At 47.1% G+C, this 15,634-nt stretch carries 14 protein-coding genes, 1 tRNA gene and 1 pseudogene; 9 read left to right on the top strand and 7 right to left on the bottom strand.

Annotated features, from left to right (window positions below; all coding sequences use genetic code 11):
• The first annotated feature begins 56 nt into the window (after positions 1-56).
• On the top strand, positions 57-545 hold the full coding sequence (locus QUA88_RS04425) for a GNAT family N-acetyltransferase (protein WP_333053288.1): 489 nt from the start codon (positions 57-59) through the stop codon (positions 543-545).
• 455 nt (positions 546-1,000) lie between these two features.
• Here QUA88_RS04425 and QUA88_RS04420 read toward each other — a convergent pair whose 3' ends face one another.
• The 6 genes from QUA88_RS04420 to QUA88_RS04395 form a co-directional block, all read right to left on the bottom strand.
• Positions 1,001-1,936: a HAMP domain-containing sensor histidine kinase gene (locus QUA88_RS04420; RefSeq protein WP_333053289.1), complete on the bottom strand. Its 936-nt coding sequence runs from the start codon at positions 1,934-1,936 to the stop codon at positions 1,001-1,003.
• A gap of 25 nt (positions 1,937-1,961) precedes the next feature.
• Positions 1,962-2,555 (bottom strand): L-threonylcarbamoyladenylate synthase, encoded by a 594-nt coding sequence (locus QUA88_RS04415; protein WP_333053290.1) that lies wholly within the window; start codon positions 2,553-2,555, stop codon positions 1,962-1,964.
• A gap of 95 nt (positions 2,556-2,650) precedes the next feature.
• A complete protein-coding gene (locus QUA88_RS04410) occupies positions 2,651-3,631 on the bottom strand; it encodes a HemK/PrmC family methyltransferase (RefSeq protein WP_333053291.1) in 981 nt (326 codons plus the stop codon).
• A gap of 133 nt (positions 3,632-3,764) precedes the next feature.
• On the bottom strand, positions 3,765-4,583 hold the full coding sequence (locus QUA88_RS04405) for a Tic22 family protein (protein WP_333053292.1): 819 nt from the start codon (positions 4,581-4,583) through the stop codon (positions 3,765-3,767).
• Positions 4,584-4,735: 152 nt separating this feature from the next.
• A tRNA-Pro gene (locus QUA88_RS04400) sits at positions 4,736-4,809 on the bottom strand.
• A 326-nt stretch (positions 4,810-5,135) separates the two neighbouring features.
• On the bottom strand, positions 5,136-5,687 hold the full coding sequence (locus QUA88_RS04395; RefSeq protein WP_333053326.1) for a GNAT family N-acetyltransferase: 552 nt from the start codon (positions 5,685-5,687) through the stop codon (positions 5,136-5,138).
• Positions 5,688-6,336: 649 nt separating this feature from the next.
• Between QUA88_RS04395 and QUA88_RS04390 the strand changes: the two genes are divergently transcribed.
• The 8 genes from QUA88_RS04390 (at position 6,337) to lptC (ending at position 14,627) form a co-directional block, all read left to right on the top strand.
• Positions 6,337-7,062 carry a hypothetical protein gene (locus QUA88_RS04390; RefSeq protein WP_006631881.1) on the top strand — a complete coding sequence of 242 codons (726 nt, stop codon included), beginning with the start codon at positions 6,337-6,339 and terminating at the stop codon, positions 7,060-7,062.
• 682 nt (positions 7,063-7,744) lie between these two features.
• A complete protein-coding gene (locus tag QUA88_RS04385; protein ID WP_333053293.1) occupies positions 7,745-7,960 on the top strand; it encodes a hypothetical protein in 216 nt (71 codons plus the stop codon).
• Positions 7,961-8,062: 102 nt separating this feature from the next.
• Positions 8,063-8,932: an alpha/beta hydrolase gene (locus QUA88_RS04380; RefSeq protein ID WP_333232403.1), complete on the top strand. Its 870-nt coding sequence runs from the start codon at positions 8,063-8,065 to the stop codon at positions 8,930-8,932.
• Between the two features lie 212 nt (positions 8,933-9,144).
• Positions 9,145-10,287, top strand: a complete 1,143-nt coding sequence (gene hrcA / locus QUA88_RS04375) for a heat-inducible transcriptional repressor HrcA (RefSeq protein WP_445243000.1) — start codon at positions 9,145-9,147, stop codon at positions 10,285-10,287.
• A gap of 175 nt (positions 10,288-10,462) precedes the next feature.
• Positions 10,463-10,639 (top strand): hypothetical protein, encoded by a 177-nt coding sequence (locus QUA88_RS04370; RefSeq protein ID WP_333053296.1) that lies wholly within the window; start codon positions 10,463-10,465, stop codon positions 10,637-10,639.
• A 291-nt stretch (positions 10,640-10,930) separates the two neighbouring features.
• Positions 10,931-12,523 carry a methionine--tRNA ligase gene (gene metG / locus QUA88_RS04365; RefSeq protein ID WP_333208344.1) on the top strand — a complete coding sequence of 531 codons (1,593 nt, stop codon included), beginning with the start codon at positions 10,931-10,933 and terminating at the stop codon, positions 12,521-12,523.
• A gap of 105 nt (positions 12,524-12,628) precedes the next feature.
• Complete coding sequence (locus QUA88_RS04360) at positions 12,629-13,234, top strand: LabA-like NYN domain-containing protein (RefSeq protein ID WP_006631885.1); 606 nt, start codon at positions 12,629-12,631, stop codon at positions 13,232-13,234.
• 196 nt (positions 13,235-13,430) lie between these two features.
• Positions 13,431-14,627: an LPS export ABC transporter periplasmic protein LptC gene (gene lptC, locus QUA88_RS04355; protein ID WP_333270436.1), complete on the top strand. Its 1,197-nt coding sequence runs from the start codon at positions 13,431-13,433 to the stop codon at positions 14,625-14,627.
• Positions 14,628-14,685: 58 nt separating this feature from the next.
• On the opposite strand, the pseudogene QUA88_RS04350 reads toward lptC, so the two are convergent.
• Positions 14,686-15,314: pseudogene (locus QUA88_RS04350) on the bottom strand (Uma2 family endonuclease).
• Positions 15,315-15,634 lie beyond the last annotated feature (320 nt).

Raw genomic sequence — 15,634 nt, 5'->3', positions numbered from 1 at the left:
TCGTGTAAAACAGTAAAAGTAACACAGTTGAGATACAACTTCAAGGCAGATTGAGCATGACATCAACGACTAGGGATTCCAGTCACATTCAATTTTGTATAGGTCGCGATCGCGCCGACATCGTACAGATCCAAGAACTATTTAAAGCCGCCGCCTTTTGGGCGAGGGAACGCAAGATAGAAGATTGGGAAATTGCGATCGCCAACAGCGAACCAGTTGTTACAGTGTGGGACGGCTCACGGGCGATCGGCTTTGCCAGAGCCACCTCAGATGGCATCTATCGAGCCACCATCTGGGATGTCGCCATTCACCCGGATTACCAAGGTGCAGGACTCGGCCGCAAATTAGTGCAAACCGTCTTGAGTCACCCTCGGATGTGCCGAGTAGAGCGAGTTTACCTGATGACAACTTACAAGCAAAGCTTCTACGAGCGCATCGGTTTTCAGCAAAACGCTAGCACCACCATGGTACTTGAAAATCAGCTTCTCGAAGAGAATCTCGAATTAGAAATTAGCAACGGCGAATTGCTAACTGCTAATTGTTAAATACTCACAAGATTGGCACCAAAATCTATAATATGTAGGGTGCTCTTCGGCGCACCTTACTCCCTATAAATAATTTCCTTGTTTCATATTCCCTCTTCCCTCTTCCACACCTCGGTTAAATCTGTTAAATCCTTTGCCCTCTTCCCCACCTCCGTTACATTTCATATGTTGCACCATTCTCAATTAGCCTTTTAGGAACAGGCTGGACGGCCTGTTCCACAATAAAATTCATCTCTTGTGGAACAGGCCGTCCAGCCTGTTACTTACAATGGTGCAATATCTCAGTTACATCCCGTAATTGCTCGTGGCCGAACGGGAGCATCTCATATTTGTAAAAACACTTCTTCTGGCTCCTTCCTTCTTCCTCTTTCCTCCTGACTCCTGCCTCCTGACTCCTGCCTCAAATTTCTAGCTTGGGTGCTTTCATTGAGATGCCCGTGGCCGAACTTCCTTCATCACAAAGTTGCCAAAGGAATAGAACACTGAGTCCGGTTAAAATTGCACTCTTCGGACTCAGAAGGCACAGCCAGAACCTCCAACTTTCCGCTCATCAAACTTAAAAGAGTCTGATTCATCAATAACCTCATTCCAGAAGACACCTGAGAATTATCGCTGCTCTTGGTAATATCACACTCCAAATTGTGCTTCAGCAAATCCCAAGACTCGCTCCAAGCACTCACTGAACGCTGATCGTCCACCCAAATGTGAACGCATCCAGATTCCGGCGAAGCATGGGCCGAAACAGAAATACTCCCCTCCTCCATCTGAGCAACAGCAGTATCTACCAAATTGACTAAAACTTGCCTAAACCTCGGCAAATCTGCCAATACATAAATCCCCGGATCTGGCGGCAATATCTCCAAACGAATGCCGCGATTAGCAGCTTGCAAGTAAGTTAAATCATCAACCTCGTCAAAAACCTTAGCTAACTGAATCGGCTCAATATCCATCCTTTCAGTGCCGTGTTCAGTTTTAGCAACAGAGATAATTTCATCTATTAATTTCACCAGCTTGAGTGCCGCGGCGTGAGCTTGCTCGACAAACTCTCGTTCCTCAGCAGGATCGTCGCACAAATCCGAGAGAATTAATTGCAGCGTACCAATCATAGTGCTCAGGGGCGATCGCAACTCGTGAGAAGTCCGAGCCAAAAAACCCGCCTTAAATTGGCTCATCTCCGATGCCATCTGATAAGCCAATTGAGTTTGCTTAAGTTGCTCGGAAAGGGCATCAAACTTCTCTAAGTGAATTTCTTGAGGAGGTGGGGCCACTTTGGGCGCCGGTTCGGGCTGTTGCGAGCTTTTTTGCCGCAGGCGCCAAATCAAACTGCTTCCCAAACCCAGCCCCAGTCCCATACCTAAATATATAAAGTTGCTCCAGCCGATCGGCGCCATATTGCTTTGCCTTGGAGTTTAGCTTTTAGCATTCTAACTCGATCGCGCCTTGTCGCAATATTTCCCACTCGCTGCCCGTCCATTTAGCCACAGTCGAAGGCAAACTCGAAGCTGTTGTCGCTGTTGCTAATTCAGAAGGAACTAATGTCAAGACTTCGGGAAACTGAGCCTCAATTTCTGCCACCGACTCCAGAGGCGGCTGGCCGGATAAATTAGCACTGGTAGTAGCCAAAGGGCCTGTCTGCTCTAGAATCTTTAGGGCAAGGGGAAAGTTAGGCACTCGTACTCCGATTGTAGTTGGGTCGATCGAATTCATGGCCGCCGGGACTTTTGGCGAAGCCGGCAGTACCAAAGTTAACGCCCCCGGCCAATAGGATTCGGCTACTTGCTGCCACAACTTTAACTCTGCTGGACTTCCCTGCACGTAGGGCCACAAGGCCCTCGCCGATGCCGCCATCAAAATCAGGGGTTTGTCTTGACTGCGACGTTTAGCTGCAAAAATCAACTCCGAGCGATCGGGACGCGCAGCCAAAGCGGGTACAGTATCTGTAGGAAAACTGACGATATGATTACCAGAAATTGCCCCTTGAACTAGGGAGTCGATCGAAACTTGTGTCATGCCATTTTAGATTTTAGATTTTAGATTTTAGATTTTAGATTTTAGATTTTAGATTTTAGATTTTAGATTTTAGAAGTACGACATATTCTTGAAACCTAACGTCGATACGCTAAAGCAAACCGATCGATCCCTGCTAAATCAGAAAATATTTGAACTTTGCCATAACTCCCATGACTTTCCAGCATATCAGCTACCGCCTCAGCCTGTCCCGCCATCATCTCAACCAGCCAAACTCCCCCCGATTCTAAATAATCGGGAGCCGTTTCTACCAAATGCCGGATGCACTCTAACCCGTCAAAACCGCCGTCTAATGCCAGATGAGGTTCGTGCTTCAAAACTTCCGGTTGCAGAGTCAGTACCGTGCTGCTGGGAATGTAAGGGGGGTTAGAAACCATGCCGCTGACTTGACCTTTGAGAAATTCTAGCGGTTCCCACCACAAACCTTGATAAAAATTAATTCGCGATGCAAAACCCAAATTCTCAGCATTCAGTCGAGCCACTGCCAAAGCTTCCGAACTGCAATCTACCGCATAAACCCTAGCATTTGTCAACGCAGAAGCCAAGCCGATCGCGATCGCCCCGCTGCCCGTTCCCAAATCCACCCAATCCGATTTGGCAAATTCTCCCCCCCGAAGCTGGGAGAAGTTTAAATCTTCTCCCCCCCTTAGTAAGGGGGGGTTGGGGGGAGTAGATTTTTGATTGATATTTTCTGCTTCTAAACGGCTTTTCACAGCTTCCACAGCCAAATCGATCAGCAATTCCGTTTCAGGACGCGGAATTAGCACCGCCGGCGTTACTTTGAGCGAAAAATGCCGCCAATGTGCAACTCCCGTTAAATACTGCACCGGCACCCGTTCCTGCAAGCGCCGCTGCCACAATTGAGCAAGTTCCGATAAAGACAACTTTAATTCAATTTTTGGCAAATCTTTAAACGACTCCAAACGCAGAGCCAACCTATCCAAACCAGCCAGCTCTTGCAGCAGCCAGTCGATTTCTGCTAGGGGAATGTCATGGGCGATCGCCTCTGTTTTAGCTTGATTCACCCACTGCCAAAGCTCTAAACCAGAAACAAACATAATACTTTTTTGGAAGGGGTAATTGTTAATTGCTAACTGGTAATTAGTAATTAGTAAATAGTAGGCTGAGTCGAGAAACCCAACCTACTAATTAATAACTGATGACTGATGACTAATGACTGCTGACTAACTATTAGCGAGCCGGAGCTGGAGCCGGCCGAGCTGGAGCCGGAGCAACCTGTGGATTTTGGCCCGCACCGGCAGGTTGGAGCGATCGGACAAATTCCAGGGACTCCCGCGACGGAACCAAAATCATTTGGGTCAAAAACGGGTCGTTTTCAGTACGCAAAGCTTCCAAAACGCTCTCCAAGTTCACCACCTCAATCTTAATTGTGGCTGTCACGTTGGGCTGCTGCTGCTTAAAACGATCGACCATTCCCTGTAAATCCTCCTTGTTAAAAAACAAGGGAATCACCTCTTGCTGACCCCGCTGAATCGTCAAATAACCATTTTCTGCGCCGCCTCTTGCCAAAAACAGAGGTACACCGTTGAACTCATTAACTTGTTGACCAGTCTGCTGAAGTACAGTTTTAGCCGACTGCACCTGCTGCGGAGCGGGAACGAAAGCAAATTGCACTTCCTCCGGCTTACCTTTATTTGCTTGAGTGAGCTGATAAATTTCCCCCAGCGACACCGGCATCACGCGCACCGTGGCCGCCAACTGAGGATTTCTGGTTTTCAGTTGATCGACAAAAGCTTGAGCGTCTTTCTGGCTGATGAAAATTCCCGCCACAGAAGCATTACCAGTTTGACCCTCACCCTGCTTGGGAACAGAAGCGATCAGGGGCGCACCCTGAGCGTCTGTAATCGTAAATACCGGCACCGAGCGCAATTTTTCCAAAATTTGCGGCTCCGGCAGTGCCAGTGCAGACATCTTGCCAATTGGGGAGGGGCCCAGCAGAGTGCTGCCGACAATTCCCAATATTGCGCCCAAACGAACTAATGATTTCATGTTTTTTCCATCAGGAGCGATCCTGAAACACATTAACGCAAAGACTCGCGCTTTCACACGATCGGCAAAAACTGCCTCAATTTGTTTTCATTTTGACGAAATGTAAACATCAGAGACAGTTATGCTTCAATCTATTATTTAACATTGTGCGATCGGGATGACAGGATTTGAACCTGCGACATCCTGCTCCCAAAGCAGGCGCGCTACCAAGCTGCGCTACATCCCGGTGTTATAGTTAGCTAACCTCTAACCATTAACACACAAAACCGCTTGCTTGTCAAGCTTTATTAAATATTTAGCTCTCGATGGAGCTAAGGCGAAGTTTTTTTCAGGTTGTGCGGTTTGACGCCACCCAAAAATCGATACCAGCCCCTGACTCCTATCGCGATCTGCTCAAATCGACTGACAATACTTGCACAGCTTTATAACTGCCCTGATGCCGGGATACATCCAAGCGTAACTGAGGGCAGCGCACAGGTGCAGTCGGTGTTGGCAGCGTCAATATTGTATTGTAGATCCTCAACAAATCAACGCCGACCTGCACCTCGCTCGCTAATCAGGATACCAAAACATACCTTTAATCCCCTCTGGATCGGACATAAAGCCCAAATTGCGGTAAAAATCCACCACATGAGGGTCAGCAAATAAGGTAATGTTGCTGATATCTTCACTGCGGAGTTTTTTAATGATGTATTTCATCAGCGCCTTGCCCATGCCCTTGCCCTGGTAGTCGGGATGAACTACCACATCCCAAAGCGTGGCATTAAAAGCATGGTCTGAAGTCGCTCTGGCGAAACCCACCAGCCGTCGCTGGCTGCCCCGCATCTCCCACATAGAGACGACTAGGAAGCTGTGCACAATAGCTTTTTTGACTTTACGCAGGGGACGGCGGGACCAACCCACTGCATTACAAAGTTCTTCGAGTTCGTAGAGGTCAATGTCCCGATCGCAACTGAAAAAGATGCGAGCGTTTCCGCTGGCGGGCTTGCGAAACGTTGGGGAAAGCGGATCGCCTAACCCAACAGCCACATCTTCCTCAAAATCCGCTGTTTGGGGTACAGAGGCAGACTCAGAACTACTAAATAAGTTTTTCCAAAAACCCATGCAGGCGCGGTTAAGGTAGTAGAAGTTGGACGACGAGAAAGAGAACCAGACAGATAAACCCACTCCGATCGGCGTAGGATCAATTGCCGGTAGCCTCTTGAGGAACAGTTTACGGTACACTCATCTTACGCCGAAAACAGGGATTTGTCGTCCAACATTGAGTCTGCGCTTTTTTTATTCTGTCAAGTCTGGTAGAACTGTTCTGCTAGCCAGTGCCCAGACAACCCGCTTTTAAGGTAAAATTTGTTGCCGAACCAGGACAGAGGCATTTTGGGAAATGCTTCTTTTGAGTGCCGCCGATCGCGCCGGAACTTATACCCTTGGTGGAAAATACCACTGGAATGGCGCAACGGTGACATTCTCGTGATAAGTTCTCTGACCACGAATTTCAAAGGTGGTACAAGCCCCCGGATTTATCCGTGGAATCAATCCAAAATCGAAAATCGAAAATCCTCAAGCCCCCGCATTTATCCGTGGGGTCGCCTCTAAAATCTAAAATCTAAAATCTAAAATCGATTGACAGATTTGACTTTTGCTTTTAGTGAGGAGACGGGCACAATTTAAGTCGAATCGTCGAATCGAAAATCCCATTGCCATAAGGCATGGAAGAGTCAATACCTAGTATATCTCCCGCACCTTCTCCTCAATTATGGCTTCGGGTTTAAAACCATCTACACTAGAACTTCTCAAGCGCTTTAACCGAGCGTTTCCGCAGTTTTATGAGCAATTTGTCAGCAGCGAAATCCAGTTGCAAAACCTCAAATTAGCTTACCAGCTTTACAAAACTCGGCAAGCAGTCATCGAAATCCGAGCCGAAGGTAACAAAAGTGCCCTGCATTTTGCTTACCGGAACCAGTCTTTTCTACTGAGCGATATTTTTGGAGTGCTCGCGGCCTACGGGCTGACAATTCACAGTCTGAGTCTGTACGGTCAAATTTACCCGCCCATGCTGGTATTTATCAAATTGGTCGTATCTCGCGGTGGCAAGGTACTGGCAGATAAAACAGCAGAAAACGTCTGTAGGGCGGTTCGAGAGGCATTGGCGGGGCATTTTGAGGTTGAAGAGATGTTGGCGGTGGAATTTAATTTAGACGCGGGTTTAGAAGATGTGGCAACTGAATTCTACGTCGATCCGGTTTTCCACTTGCCAGCTTTGCTGATTGAAGCCGATAATCAACCTGGACTTTTTTACAAAGTTATGTATGCCATCTGGCAAGAGGATTTGTTGGTCGTAAATGCTAATTTGCTAGTTTGGCGGGGGCGAACTCGCCTAATTCTCTATTTGTTGGGGCCCAATGAAAGTTTAATTCCCGAATATCTGGGGCAGAAAATCGCTGAGGGGGTGCGACAAAGATTGCTAGGCGAGCGATTTTAGGGCAAGCTGCCGATGCTCCCTAAATAACTCGATTTCTATAAGTATAGCAATCCTCGCATCATTTGTAAAAATATGTAGGGGTAGTGCTACCCCTCCTCCCCGTGCCTACCCCAGCCTGCATCGGGGCAACCGGGCGTGGGGAGAGCCCCTACAAGAATTACACGAATCATTTAGGATTGCTATAGACATTAGTTTGCAGACGTTTTCCAGTGAGATAGGATAAAAAGCTCGGCAACATTTTTCGTACAAACGAGTGTAGATAGCGGTTCTCATAAACATGGGACACGCCGAAACGATGTTGTCAATCTTTTTAAGTTTTACAGCGCCTATTTACTTAAATAAGATCGCGGGACTACAGGCAAAAGTCGCAAATATCCGCAAAAATGCGCTCCATAAAATTATGTATCACCTCGCCCAAAACTAGCGATAGGTAACGCTAGCTAGAGAATTAAGAGATTAAATAAATTGTTGTATGCTAAAAATTTAGTTGGTTGAATAGTTGAAGGTAGAAAGTACGATTTTTTTTTGTAAGCAACCTACAAAAAAAATATAATTTGACACTGGAACACCGAGAGTTAACAACTTTCAAATCGACCAATTTTGGGAAAATTATTGCCACAAAATACCCTTAAAAAATCGCGTTGATTTATGTCGCAATTGCGCTCATACAGCAGAGAGAAATTTGAATACTGCAAAAAACATAGAACGCTGGTTTGAAGGAATATTTATTCTCGGCCGATCGCATAAAAGGGCAAGCTATGCCAAGATTGCCCGTGCAGTGGACAAAAGTAGCGTCAGCGACCGCGCGTTGCACCAGGAAGTAAGCGGTAAATCGATAAAGTTGAGTATTTTTGACTTAACTTATAGCGCTTGTTGGGTAGATGAGGTAAACAATTGAACTGAAAAAGCTTGAGAACACAGGATTTCGGCGTACTCTCTCTTTCTGAGAAAGGCTATACATAGGTTTACATCGGTCTTATGGAGCGGGTAGGATAAAAGTATGGCAACAATCGACATCCTAGGGGTTCGGCACGCTTACGATTTGACGGCTCCGACTTCAACTTCCCCGGTTCTGGTATTTGTCCACGGCTGGCTGTTAAGCCGCCACTACTGGCAACCTTTGACCGATCGCTTGGCATCAAACTATCAGTGCCTTACCTACGATTTGCGGGGGTTTGGCGATTCTCAATCCGACGGTGGCCTTCATCATGGGCATTCCGAACCGCTAAATTCCTGCTACACTCCGGCAGCTTACGCTCGCGATTTGGAAATTTTACTCGAAAAACTCGATATATCTTCTGCTTGGCTGGTGGGACACTCTCTGGGCGGTACGATCGCCCTTTGGGGAGCCAGCAAATTCTCCGATCGCGTTAAAGGCGTGGTCTGCATCAATGCAGGGGGCGGCATCTATCTTAAGGAAGAATTCGAGCGGTTTCGAGCGGTAGGCAAGCAGCTAGTGACAATGCGTCCCGGCTGGCTGCCTCGGTTGCCGTTAGCAGATTACGTGTTTGCCCGCGATTCTGTAGCCCGCTCGATCGGCAGATCCTGGGGACGGCAGCGCTTAATAGATTTCGTGGGAGCTCATCCAGATGCAGCTTTGGGGGCTTTGTTGGACTCCACCACAGAAGCCCAGATTCACCTCTTGCCACAAATTGTGTCCCAACTCAAGCAGCCTGTTTATTTTATTGCTGGCACTAAAGACAAAATTATGGAACCAAAATACGTGCTGCATTTGGCTAGCTTTCACTGGATGTTCCAAGGTTGCGGCGAGAATGTCCTTCAGCTTCCCGATTGTGGCCATTTGGCAATGGTGGAACAGCCGGATGCAGTGGCTAGTTACCTGCAAAATATTCTGAAAGAACATGATTAGATGGCATGGGGCATGGGGCATGGGGCATGGGGCATGGGGCGTTAAAACTTACAAATAACCAATAACCAATAACCAATAACCAATAACAACTGACTTCTTCCTTAACCTAAAATCTGTTATGTTTAAAGAGGTAAGTCTGCCTGATCGCCATTTTGGTACAGACGTTTCGATTAATATAGCGACTTTCAACTCTAAATTCTAATTCTGCTTAAATATCTGTGCGCGTTAACCTCACCGATCGGCAACAACACATCCTTTGGGCAACGGTTCGCCACTACATAGCAACAGCGGAACCCGTTGGCTCAAAAGCTTTGGCTGACGAATTCAACCTCAGCGTCAGCCCAGCTACAATTCGCAATGCGATGGGGACTCTTGAAAAAGCTGGACTGCTTTATCAGCCCCACACTTCGGCAGGACGAGTCCCCTCTGACTCCGGCTACCGAATTTATGTAGACCAGTTGATTCAGCCGTCTGATACGCTGGCCCGCAAGGTGGAACAGGTACTAGACCAACTCAATTGGTCGGACGGTCGCATGGACGCGGCACTCCGCGGCGCTGCTCAAATCCTGGCAACTATCAGCGGTTACATAGCCATGATCACCATACCGCAAACCAATATGGCTTGCTTGCGCCACTTGCAACTGGTGCAGCTAGAGCCGGGAAAGGTGATGCTGATAGTGGTGACGGATGCCTACGAAACTCAGTCGGTTTTGGTGCAGTTGCCGAGGGATGCAGAAGGTAACACGCCTGATGCCGAAATTGTCGATCGCCAGTTGCAGATTTTGTCGAATTTTTTGAACAGCAAGTTGCGGGGACGATCGCTCTCGGAACTCTCGGCTGTAGACTGGAGCGAGTTAGGCCGGGACTTTGAGCTGTACGCTGAGTGGATGGGAACTATGCTGACTGCTTTGAGCAGCCGCCAAAGCAATCCAACCTACACGCGGATTCTGATCGGCGGTTTAGCAGAAGCGCTGCGCTTGCCTGAGTTTTCGCAGTTGCAGCAAGTTCAAACCCTGGTGCAATTGCTCGAACAAGAGCAGGAACTGCTTTGGCCTTTGATTTTTGAATCGCCGGAGTTAGACACGCCAGGGAAGCGGGTAACGGTGCGTATTGGTTCGGAAAATTCTTTAGAACCGATTCGTGGCTGTACTCTGATTTCTTCGACTTACCGCCGGGGATCGGTGCCGGTGGGTAGTGTTGGGGTTTTGGGGCCGACGCGGATGGTTTACGAAAATGCGATCGCGGTTGTGGAAGCTGCGGCGGATTATTTGTCAGAAGCTATTGGCGGAAATCGAGTTGGTTTTCCTGATGGGGATCGAGGGCGATCGGATAATCCGTTGTTAGATGCACCCTAATTTGATAGCCCCAAGCTTAATTGGCTTGGGGTTTTATTGTCTGTGGATGTACTCACAACCTTTAAAAACCGGGTTTGGTGACAAAAAAACTAGGCTTTTATACTCTTTTTGGGGCAAGAAACTAAAGCTTGGCAGTTGACAAGAGAGTTTTGTAAACAACCCGGTTTCTGTGTCCATGAGCGGCTCGGAAAGTGGCAGGAGTTGCGGGCGATCGACTTTCCAGCGATCGGGAGAAAGAGATGGCGATGGTGAGCGATCGGGCATTTACAGAAAGTGGTCGCGGAGTGTTAGTCGAACGGCGGGTTTAGCAGCCCAACTGACGAGTTTTGTTGCCAACCGGGTGGGCTGCTAAAACCGCTCTAGGGATAGCGGCTATGACCAATGAATAGATGAGGCGTCCACCCTGGGAGCGTCGATTCCCAAGGCAGCAGAATGTCAAAATATTAAGACATTTTAGAGAGTTGGTCAAAAACAACTAAAAAAGATTAGTGTGGATAGGAAAGCAATATTTCTTTTGGGAATAGCCCGGGTTAGACAATTGCAAATAACTTGCAGTGTATTTGGCTTGATTGCCACTCCATAAAAAATTTAACCGCTGAGTTAAGATCGAAACGAAATTTAGGGAATTTTCTTTTAGCATTCAATGAAATCGACTGATAAAACTAAGAATACCTTTGCGATAACAACGCCTCTGTATTATGTAAACGATTTACCTCACGTTGGCAGCGCTTATACGACTATGGCTGCGGATGCCCTAGCGCGATTTGAGCGGCTGCGGGGAAAATCTGTTTTGCTGGTTACGGGGACGGATGAACACGGGCAGAAAATTCAGCGGACAGCCGAGAGTTTGGGACGATCGCCCCAAGCTCACTGCGATTCAGTGGTTCCGGCGTTTGAGACGCTTTGGGAGCAACTCGATATCCAGTACGATCGGTTCATTCGCACAACTTCGCGGCGTCACGAGTACATTGTCAAAGAATTTTTCCAGCGCGTCTGGAACTCCGGCGACATCTACTTGAACCAGCAACAAGGCTGGTACTGCGTCTCCTGTGAAGAATTTAAGGATGAACGGGAATTGTTGCCGGGAAATCGGTGCTCTGTCCACACCACCAAGGAAGTTGAGTGGCGCGACGAGGAAAATTACTTTTTCCGTCTGTCACGGTATCAAGACCAACTGCTGGCATTGTACGCAGAACGTCCCGACTTCATCGCGCCGGAAAGCCGACGCAACGAAGTGCTCAGTTTCGTCAACTCTGGACTGCAAGACTTTTCCATTTCTAGAGTGAATCTCGCATGGGGTCTGCCAATGCCAGTTGACCCCAGTCACAGCATCTACGTGTGGTTTGACGCTTTGCTGGGATACGTCACCGCCTTGCTAGATCCTGACAGCGACCCGATTTTGGAGAATGCTTTATCTAAATGGTGGCCGGTTGACTTGCACTTGATCGGCAAAGATATTCTTCGCTTCCACGCAGTTTACTGGCCGGCAATGCTGATGTCAGCGAATCTACTGGTGCCGGGTCGCGTTTTCGCACACGGGTTTTTGACCAAAGACGGCAAAAAAATGGGGAAAACGGAGGGTAATACTTTAAACCCTGTCGAATTGGTCAACAAATACGGCGCTGACGCAGTACGTTACTATTTCCTTAAAGAAATTGAGTTCGGAGAGGACGGCGATTTTAACGAAACTCGGTTTATCAATATATTGAATGCTGAGCTAGCAAATGATTTGGGGAATTTGCTTAATCGTACCCTAAACATGGCTCGCAAATATTGCGGTGCCTGCGTACCAAATGTGTTGGGAGAAAACATTGAGGGCGATAACCTTCTCAAGGCTATGAGCCTGGATTTGGGCGATCGAGTAGCGGGTTTTTACGAAGAGTTGGCTTTTAGCAAGGCTTGCGAAGCCGTGCTTGCATTAGTGCGAGCCGGGAACAAGTTTATTGACGTGCAAGCACCTTGGAGTTTGTACAAGCAGGGACAGATCGAAAGTGTTGAACAAGTGCTATATTCTGTTCTGGAATCTGTTAGACTAGCATCTTACCTTTTATCGCCCATTATTCCCAATATCAGCAACGCTATCTATCAACAGCTAGGTTTTTCAATTGACTTTAACGATCGGGTTACAGTTAACAGTTTAGCGAATTTTGCAGCTCATGCTGCCTGGGGCGCTTTGCCTGCAAACCAAACTCTGGGGGAACCCCAACCTGTTTTTAAGCGGATCGAACTGCTGTAAACAGTACCTTCATAGTTGGCAGCCAGCGCTCTGGGTGTGATGACAGACTACGAATTAGCAGTTATTTCCTTACCAATCTTTCATAAAAATTGAGGCATAACAATCATGTTGAATAGAATAGAAAGCAACGACCTTTTTACGCCGGAACAGGTACTAGAAAATCGTGGTAGAGTGGCAATTTTTATTGACGGTTCTAACCTTTTTTACGCGGCTTTGCAGTTAGGAATTGAGATTGATTACACTAAGCTGCTGTGCCGTTTAACTGCGGGATCGCGGCTGCTGCGCTCTTTCTTCTACACGGGTGTCGATCGCACTAACGAGAAACAGCAGGGGTTTTTGCTGTGGATGCGCCGCAACGGCTACCGGGTGATTTCTAAGGATTTGGTACAGTTGCCAGATGGTTCTAAGAAGGCGAATTTGGATGTAGAAATCGCTGTGGATATGATGGCTTTAGTCGGGTCTTACGACACGGCGGTTTTGGTGAGCGGTGACGGCGACTTGGCTTATGCTGTAGACGCTGTGAGCTATCGCGGTGTGCGGGTAGAGGTGGTGAGTTTGCGATCGATGACGAGCGACAGTTTGATTAATGTAGCCGATCGCTATATCGACTTGGAAATGATTAAGGACGACATCCAAAAAACATCGCGCCCTAATTATGCTTACCGCCCTTTGTCTGGTTTGAGCTTGATGGAGGAACACGACGACAGATAGGGATTTGGTAATGGGTAATTGGTAAGGGTTAATAGGTGATGATTAATGGGTTGAATCATTGAGAATTAGAAGTTAAAAATTTAGACAAAGCATGACACATTTTTAATTTTTGATTAAGTGTTTTTCACGACCCAATTATCAATTACCAATTCCCCATTCCCATTCCCAATTACCTATTATCAATTCCCTATTCCCAATGATTCATCTCCAATCCCAAATTCCCAATCTCAACTCCCCAAAATTGAGGCTGCTATTTTTAGCAGCACTGATTTTGGGGATTGGTGCTTGTGCAGTTCCGCAAGAGACTCAAAAGAACAAATTAGCTGAGGATCTCCAAACTGCTCAACAGTCAAACAGCACTTTAACTTTAAACAAAGTAACTCTAGAACAAGCAAACGAAAAGGGCGAGACGTTCTGGAAAGTCAACTCACAAAATGCCGTTTACAGCAAAGACAAAAAAATAGTTAACGTTCAGAAACCTGTAGGCAAATTGTTTCAAGATGGCAAAGAAATTTACGATATTCAGGGAGAAACTGGCCAGGTATTTCAGGAAGGAAATCAAGTTTTTCTCAAAGGTAACATAGTCGCTACTGACCTTAAAAATGGAGTGGTATTGCGGGGAAATGAGTTGGAGTGGCGGCCAAAGGAGGATGTTTTAGTTGTCCGCAACAATTTGACGGGAGAGAACAAACAGGTGACGGCTTCAGCGAAGGAAGCGCGGGTTTTCACTAGGGCTAAGAGGATGGAGTTATTCGGCTCTGTGGTGGCGAATGTTAAAGATCCGGTTTTGCAATTGCGAACCGAGCACTTAGTGTGGTTTATGGATCAACAAAAGGTAAACAGCACCAAACCTACTCAAATTGACAGATACAAAGATAAAATAGTAACAGACAGCGGTTTTGCCGACCAAGTAGATGTAGACTTAAAAACCAAGATTGCGACGCTGACAAAAAACGCTCAGTTGATGCCTTCTGATCCGCCGCTGCAAATAGAAAGCAGTTTGATGAGTTGGAATTTTCCGGCGCAATCTGTGGTGTCGCCTGGGCCTGTGAAGGTTTTTCACCGCGTGGAAAAGGTGACGATGACTGGGGATACGGGGCGGGGAGATTTAGAGAAAAAAGTTTTTTATTTGACGGGCAATGTGGTAGGAATTGGGGAAAAACGTCAAGCTCAATTAAATACCGATCGCGTAACGTGGTATTTAACTAATCAGACTTTTGATGCAGAAGGAAATGTGGTTTATCGGCAGCTAAATCCGGTGTTTAATTTGACTGGGCCGAGGGCGGCGGGAGAGTTGAAAAATCAAACTGTGATTGTTAAAGGCGACGGTGGTGGCGGCCAAGTGGTTACGGAATTTGTACCGGATGAGTATCAGGGAACTTTGGGAGAGTAGATGGGATTGCAACCGCAGATGTTGGCAGATGGACGCATGAACGCTGTATGAATGCTGTTTATCGCCACACTCGCCTCAAATTCAATACAAATCCCGGCAATACATCTTCGCCAGACAACTCGGCTGGATCGATATTTCTACTTCTGCTTGTTGTCGGTAAATCTCTACCCGCCGATTTTGCGGGTCAATCAACCAGCCCAATCTCGCTCCATTTTCCATATATTCGCGCATCTTCTCTTGGAGGGTTGAGAGAGAATCCGAGGCCGATTCCCTACGGGATAGCTTCGCTTCACGCAATTCTACTACAAAGTCTGGACACAGCGGAACAAAGCCTTTTCTTTCTTTTGCAGTTAATGCTTCCCAGCGAGCTCGACTCACCCAGGAAGCGTGGGGAGAAAGGCGAGCACCGTTAGGAAGGATGAATCCGGTAGAAGAGTCAAAGCCTTCTCCTAAATCTTCGTTTGCTTCACACCAGTTGCCTACTTGCGTACTGATACTGAGGTTGCGGCTGCCTGATTCGCCTCCGGTGGGTGGATTCACTATTAATTCTCCTTCTGCGGTTCTTTCTAATCTCAAGTCGGGATTTGCCAATGCTAGGATATCGAATTGTTCGCCTGTGACAAAAAGGGCGATCGCATTTGGCAATTCTATAGATATAGTTTCTGGTTGAGTAATTGTTTGTACCATATTCAATTGTTCGCTTTTTTAGGTAGAAATCGGTCACAAAAAACCTAAAACTAATAGACATAAATTCTGTAGGGGCGGGTTCACCAACCATGTCTGACAAACATCAATCAATATAGTAAACCCGCCCCTACCCAACCAAAAATACCAAGGTACCGCCCACCCAAATTACAAATGTACCGTGAATTTGTTGGCTAAAATATGGATGTAAATTCTGGCGGGGGAGGGCGGGTTTATCAGATTGTTTGATTTGTTTCAAAGATGGTTGGTGAACCCGCCCCTACATTGTTGACATCGTGCGGGGGAGGGCGGGTTTATCAGAT

It is taken from the genome of Microcoleus sp. D3_18_C2 (genome assembly GCF_036702395.1).
Lineage (GTDB): Bacteria > Cyanobacteriota > Cyanobacteriia > Cyanobacteriales > Microcoleaceae > Microcoleus.
Note: the sequence above shows the minus strand (reverse complement) of the source record. Positions and strands in the feature narration are given on the sequence as shown.

What these genes read in the sequence shown, in the direction of transcription:
- QUA88_RS04415 (WP_333053290.1), bottom strand. Translation starts at nt 2,555, where the DNA reads ATGACACAAGTTTCGATCGACTCCCTAGTTCAAGGGGCAATTTCTGGT.
- metG (WP_333208344.1), top strand. Translation starts at nt 10,931, where the DNA reads ATGAAATCGACTGATAAAACTAAGAATACCTTTGCGATAACAACGCCT.
- QUA88_RS04370 (WP_333053296.1), top strand. Translation starts at nt 10,463, where the DNA reads ATGAGCGGCTCGGAAAGTGGCAGGAGTTGCGGGCGATCGACTTTCCAG.
- QUA88_RS04410 (WP_333053291.1), bottom strand. Translation starts at nt 3,631, where the DNA reads ATGTTTGTTTCTGGTTTAGAGCTTTGGCAGTGGGTGAATCAAGCTAAA.
- lptC (WP_333270436.1), top strand. Translation starts at nt 13,431, where the DNA reads ATGATTCATCTCCAATCCCAAATTCCCAATCTCAACTCCCCAAAATTG.
- QUA88_RS04395 (WP_333053326.1), bottom strand. Translation starts at nt 5,687, where the DNA reads ATGGGTTTTTGGAAAAACTTATTTAGTAGTTCTGAGTCTGCCTCTGTA.
- QUA88_RS04390 (WP_006631881.1), top strand. Translation starts at nt 6,337, where the DNA reads ATGGCTTCGGGTTTAAAACCATCTACACTAGAACTTCTCAAGCGCTTT.
- QUA88_RS04420 (WP_333053289.1), bottom strand. Translation starts at nt 1,936, where the DNA reads ATGGCGCCGATCGGCTGGAGCAACTTTATATATTTAGGTATGGGACTG.
- QUA88_RS04405 (WP_333053292.1), bottom strand. Translation starts at nt 4,583, where the DNA reads ATGAAATCATTAGTTCGTTTGGGCGCAATATTGGGAATTGTCGGCAGC.
- QUA88_RS04425 (WP_333053288.1), top strand. Translation starts at nt 57, where the DNA reads ATGACATCAACGACTAGGGATTCCAGTCACATTCAATTTTGTATAGGT.
- QUA88_RS04380 (WP_333232403.1), top strand. Translation starts at nt 8,063, where the DNA reads ATGGCAACAATCGACATCCTAGGGGTTCGGCACGCTTACGATTTGACG.
- QUA88_RS04360 (WP_006631885.1), top strand. Translation starts at nt 12,629, where the DNA reads ATGTTGAATAGAATAGAAAGCAACGACCTTTTTACGCCGGAACAGGTA.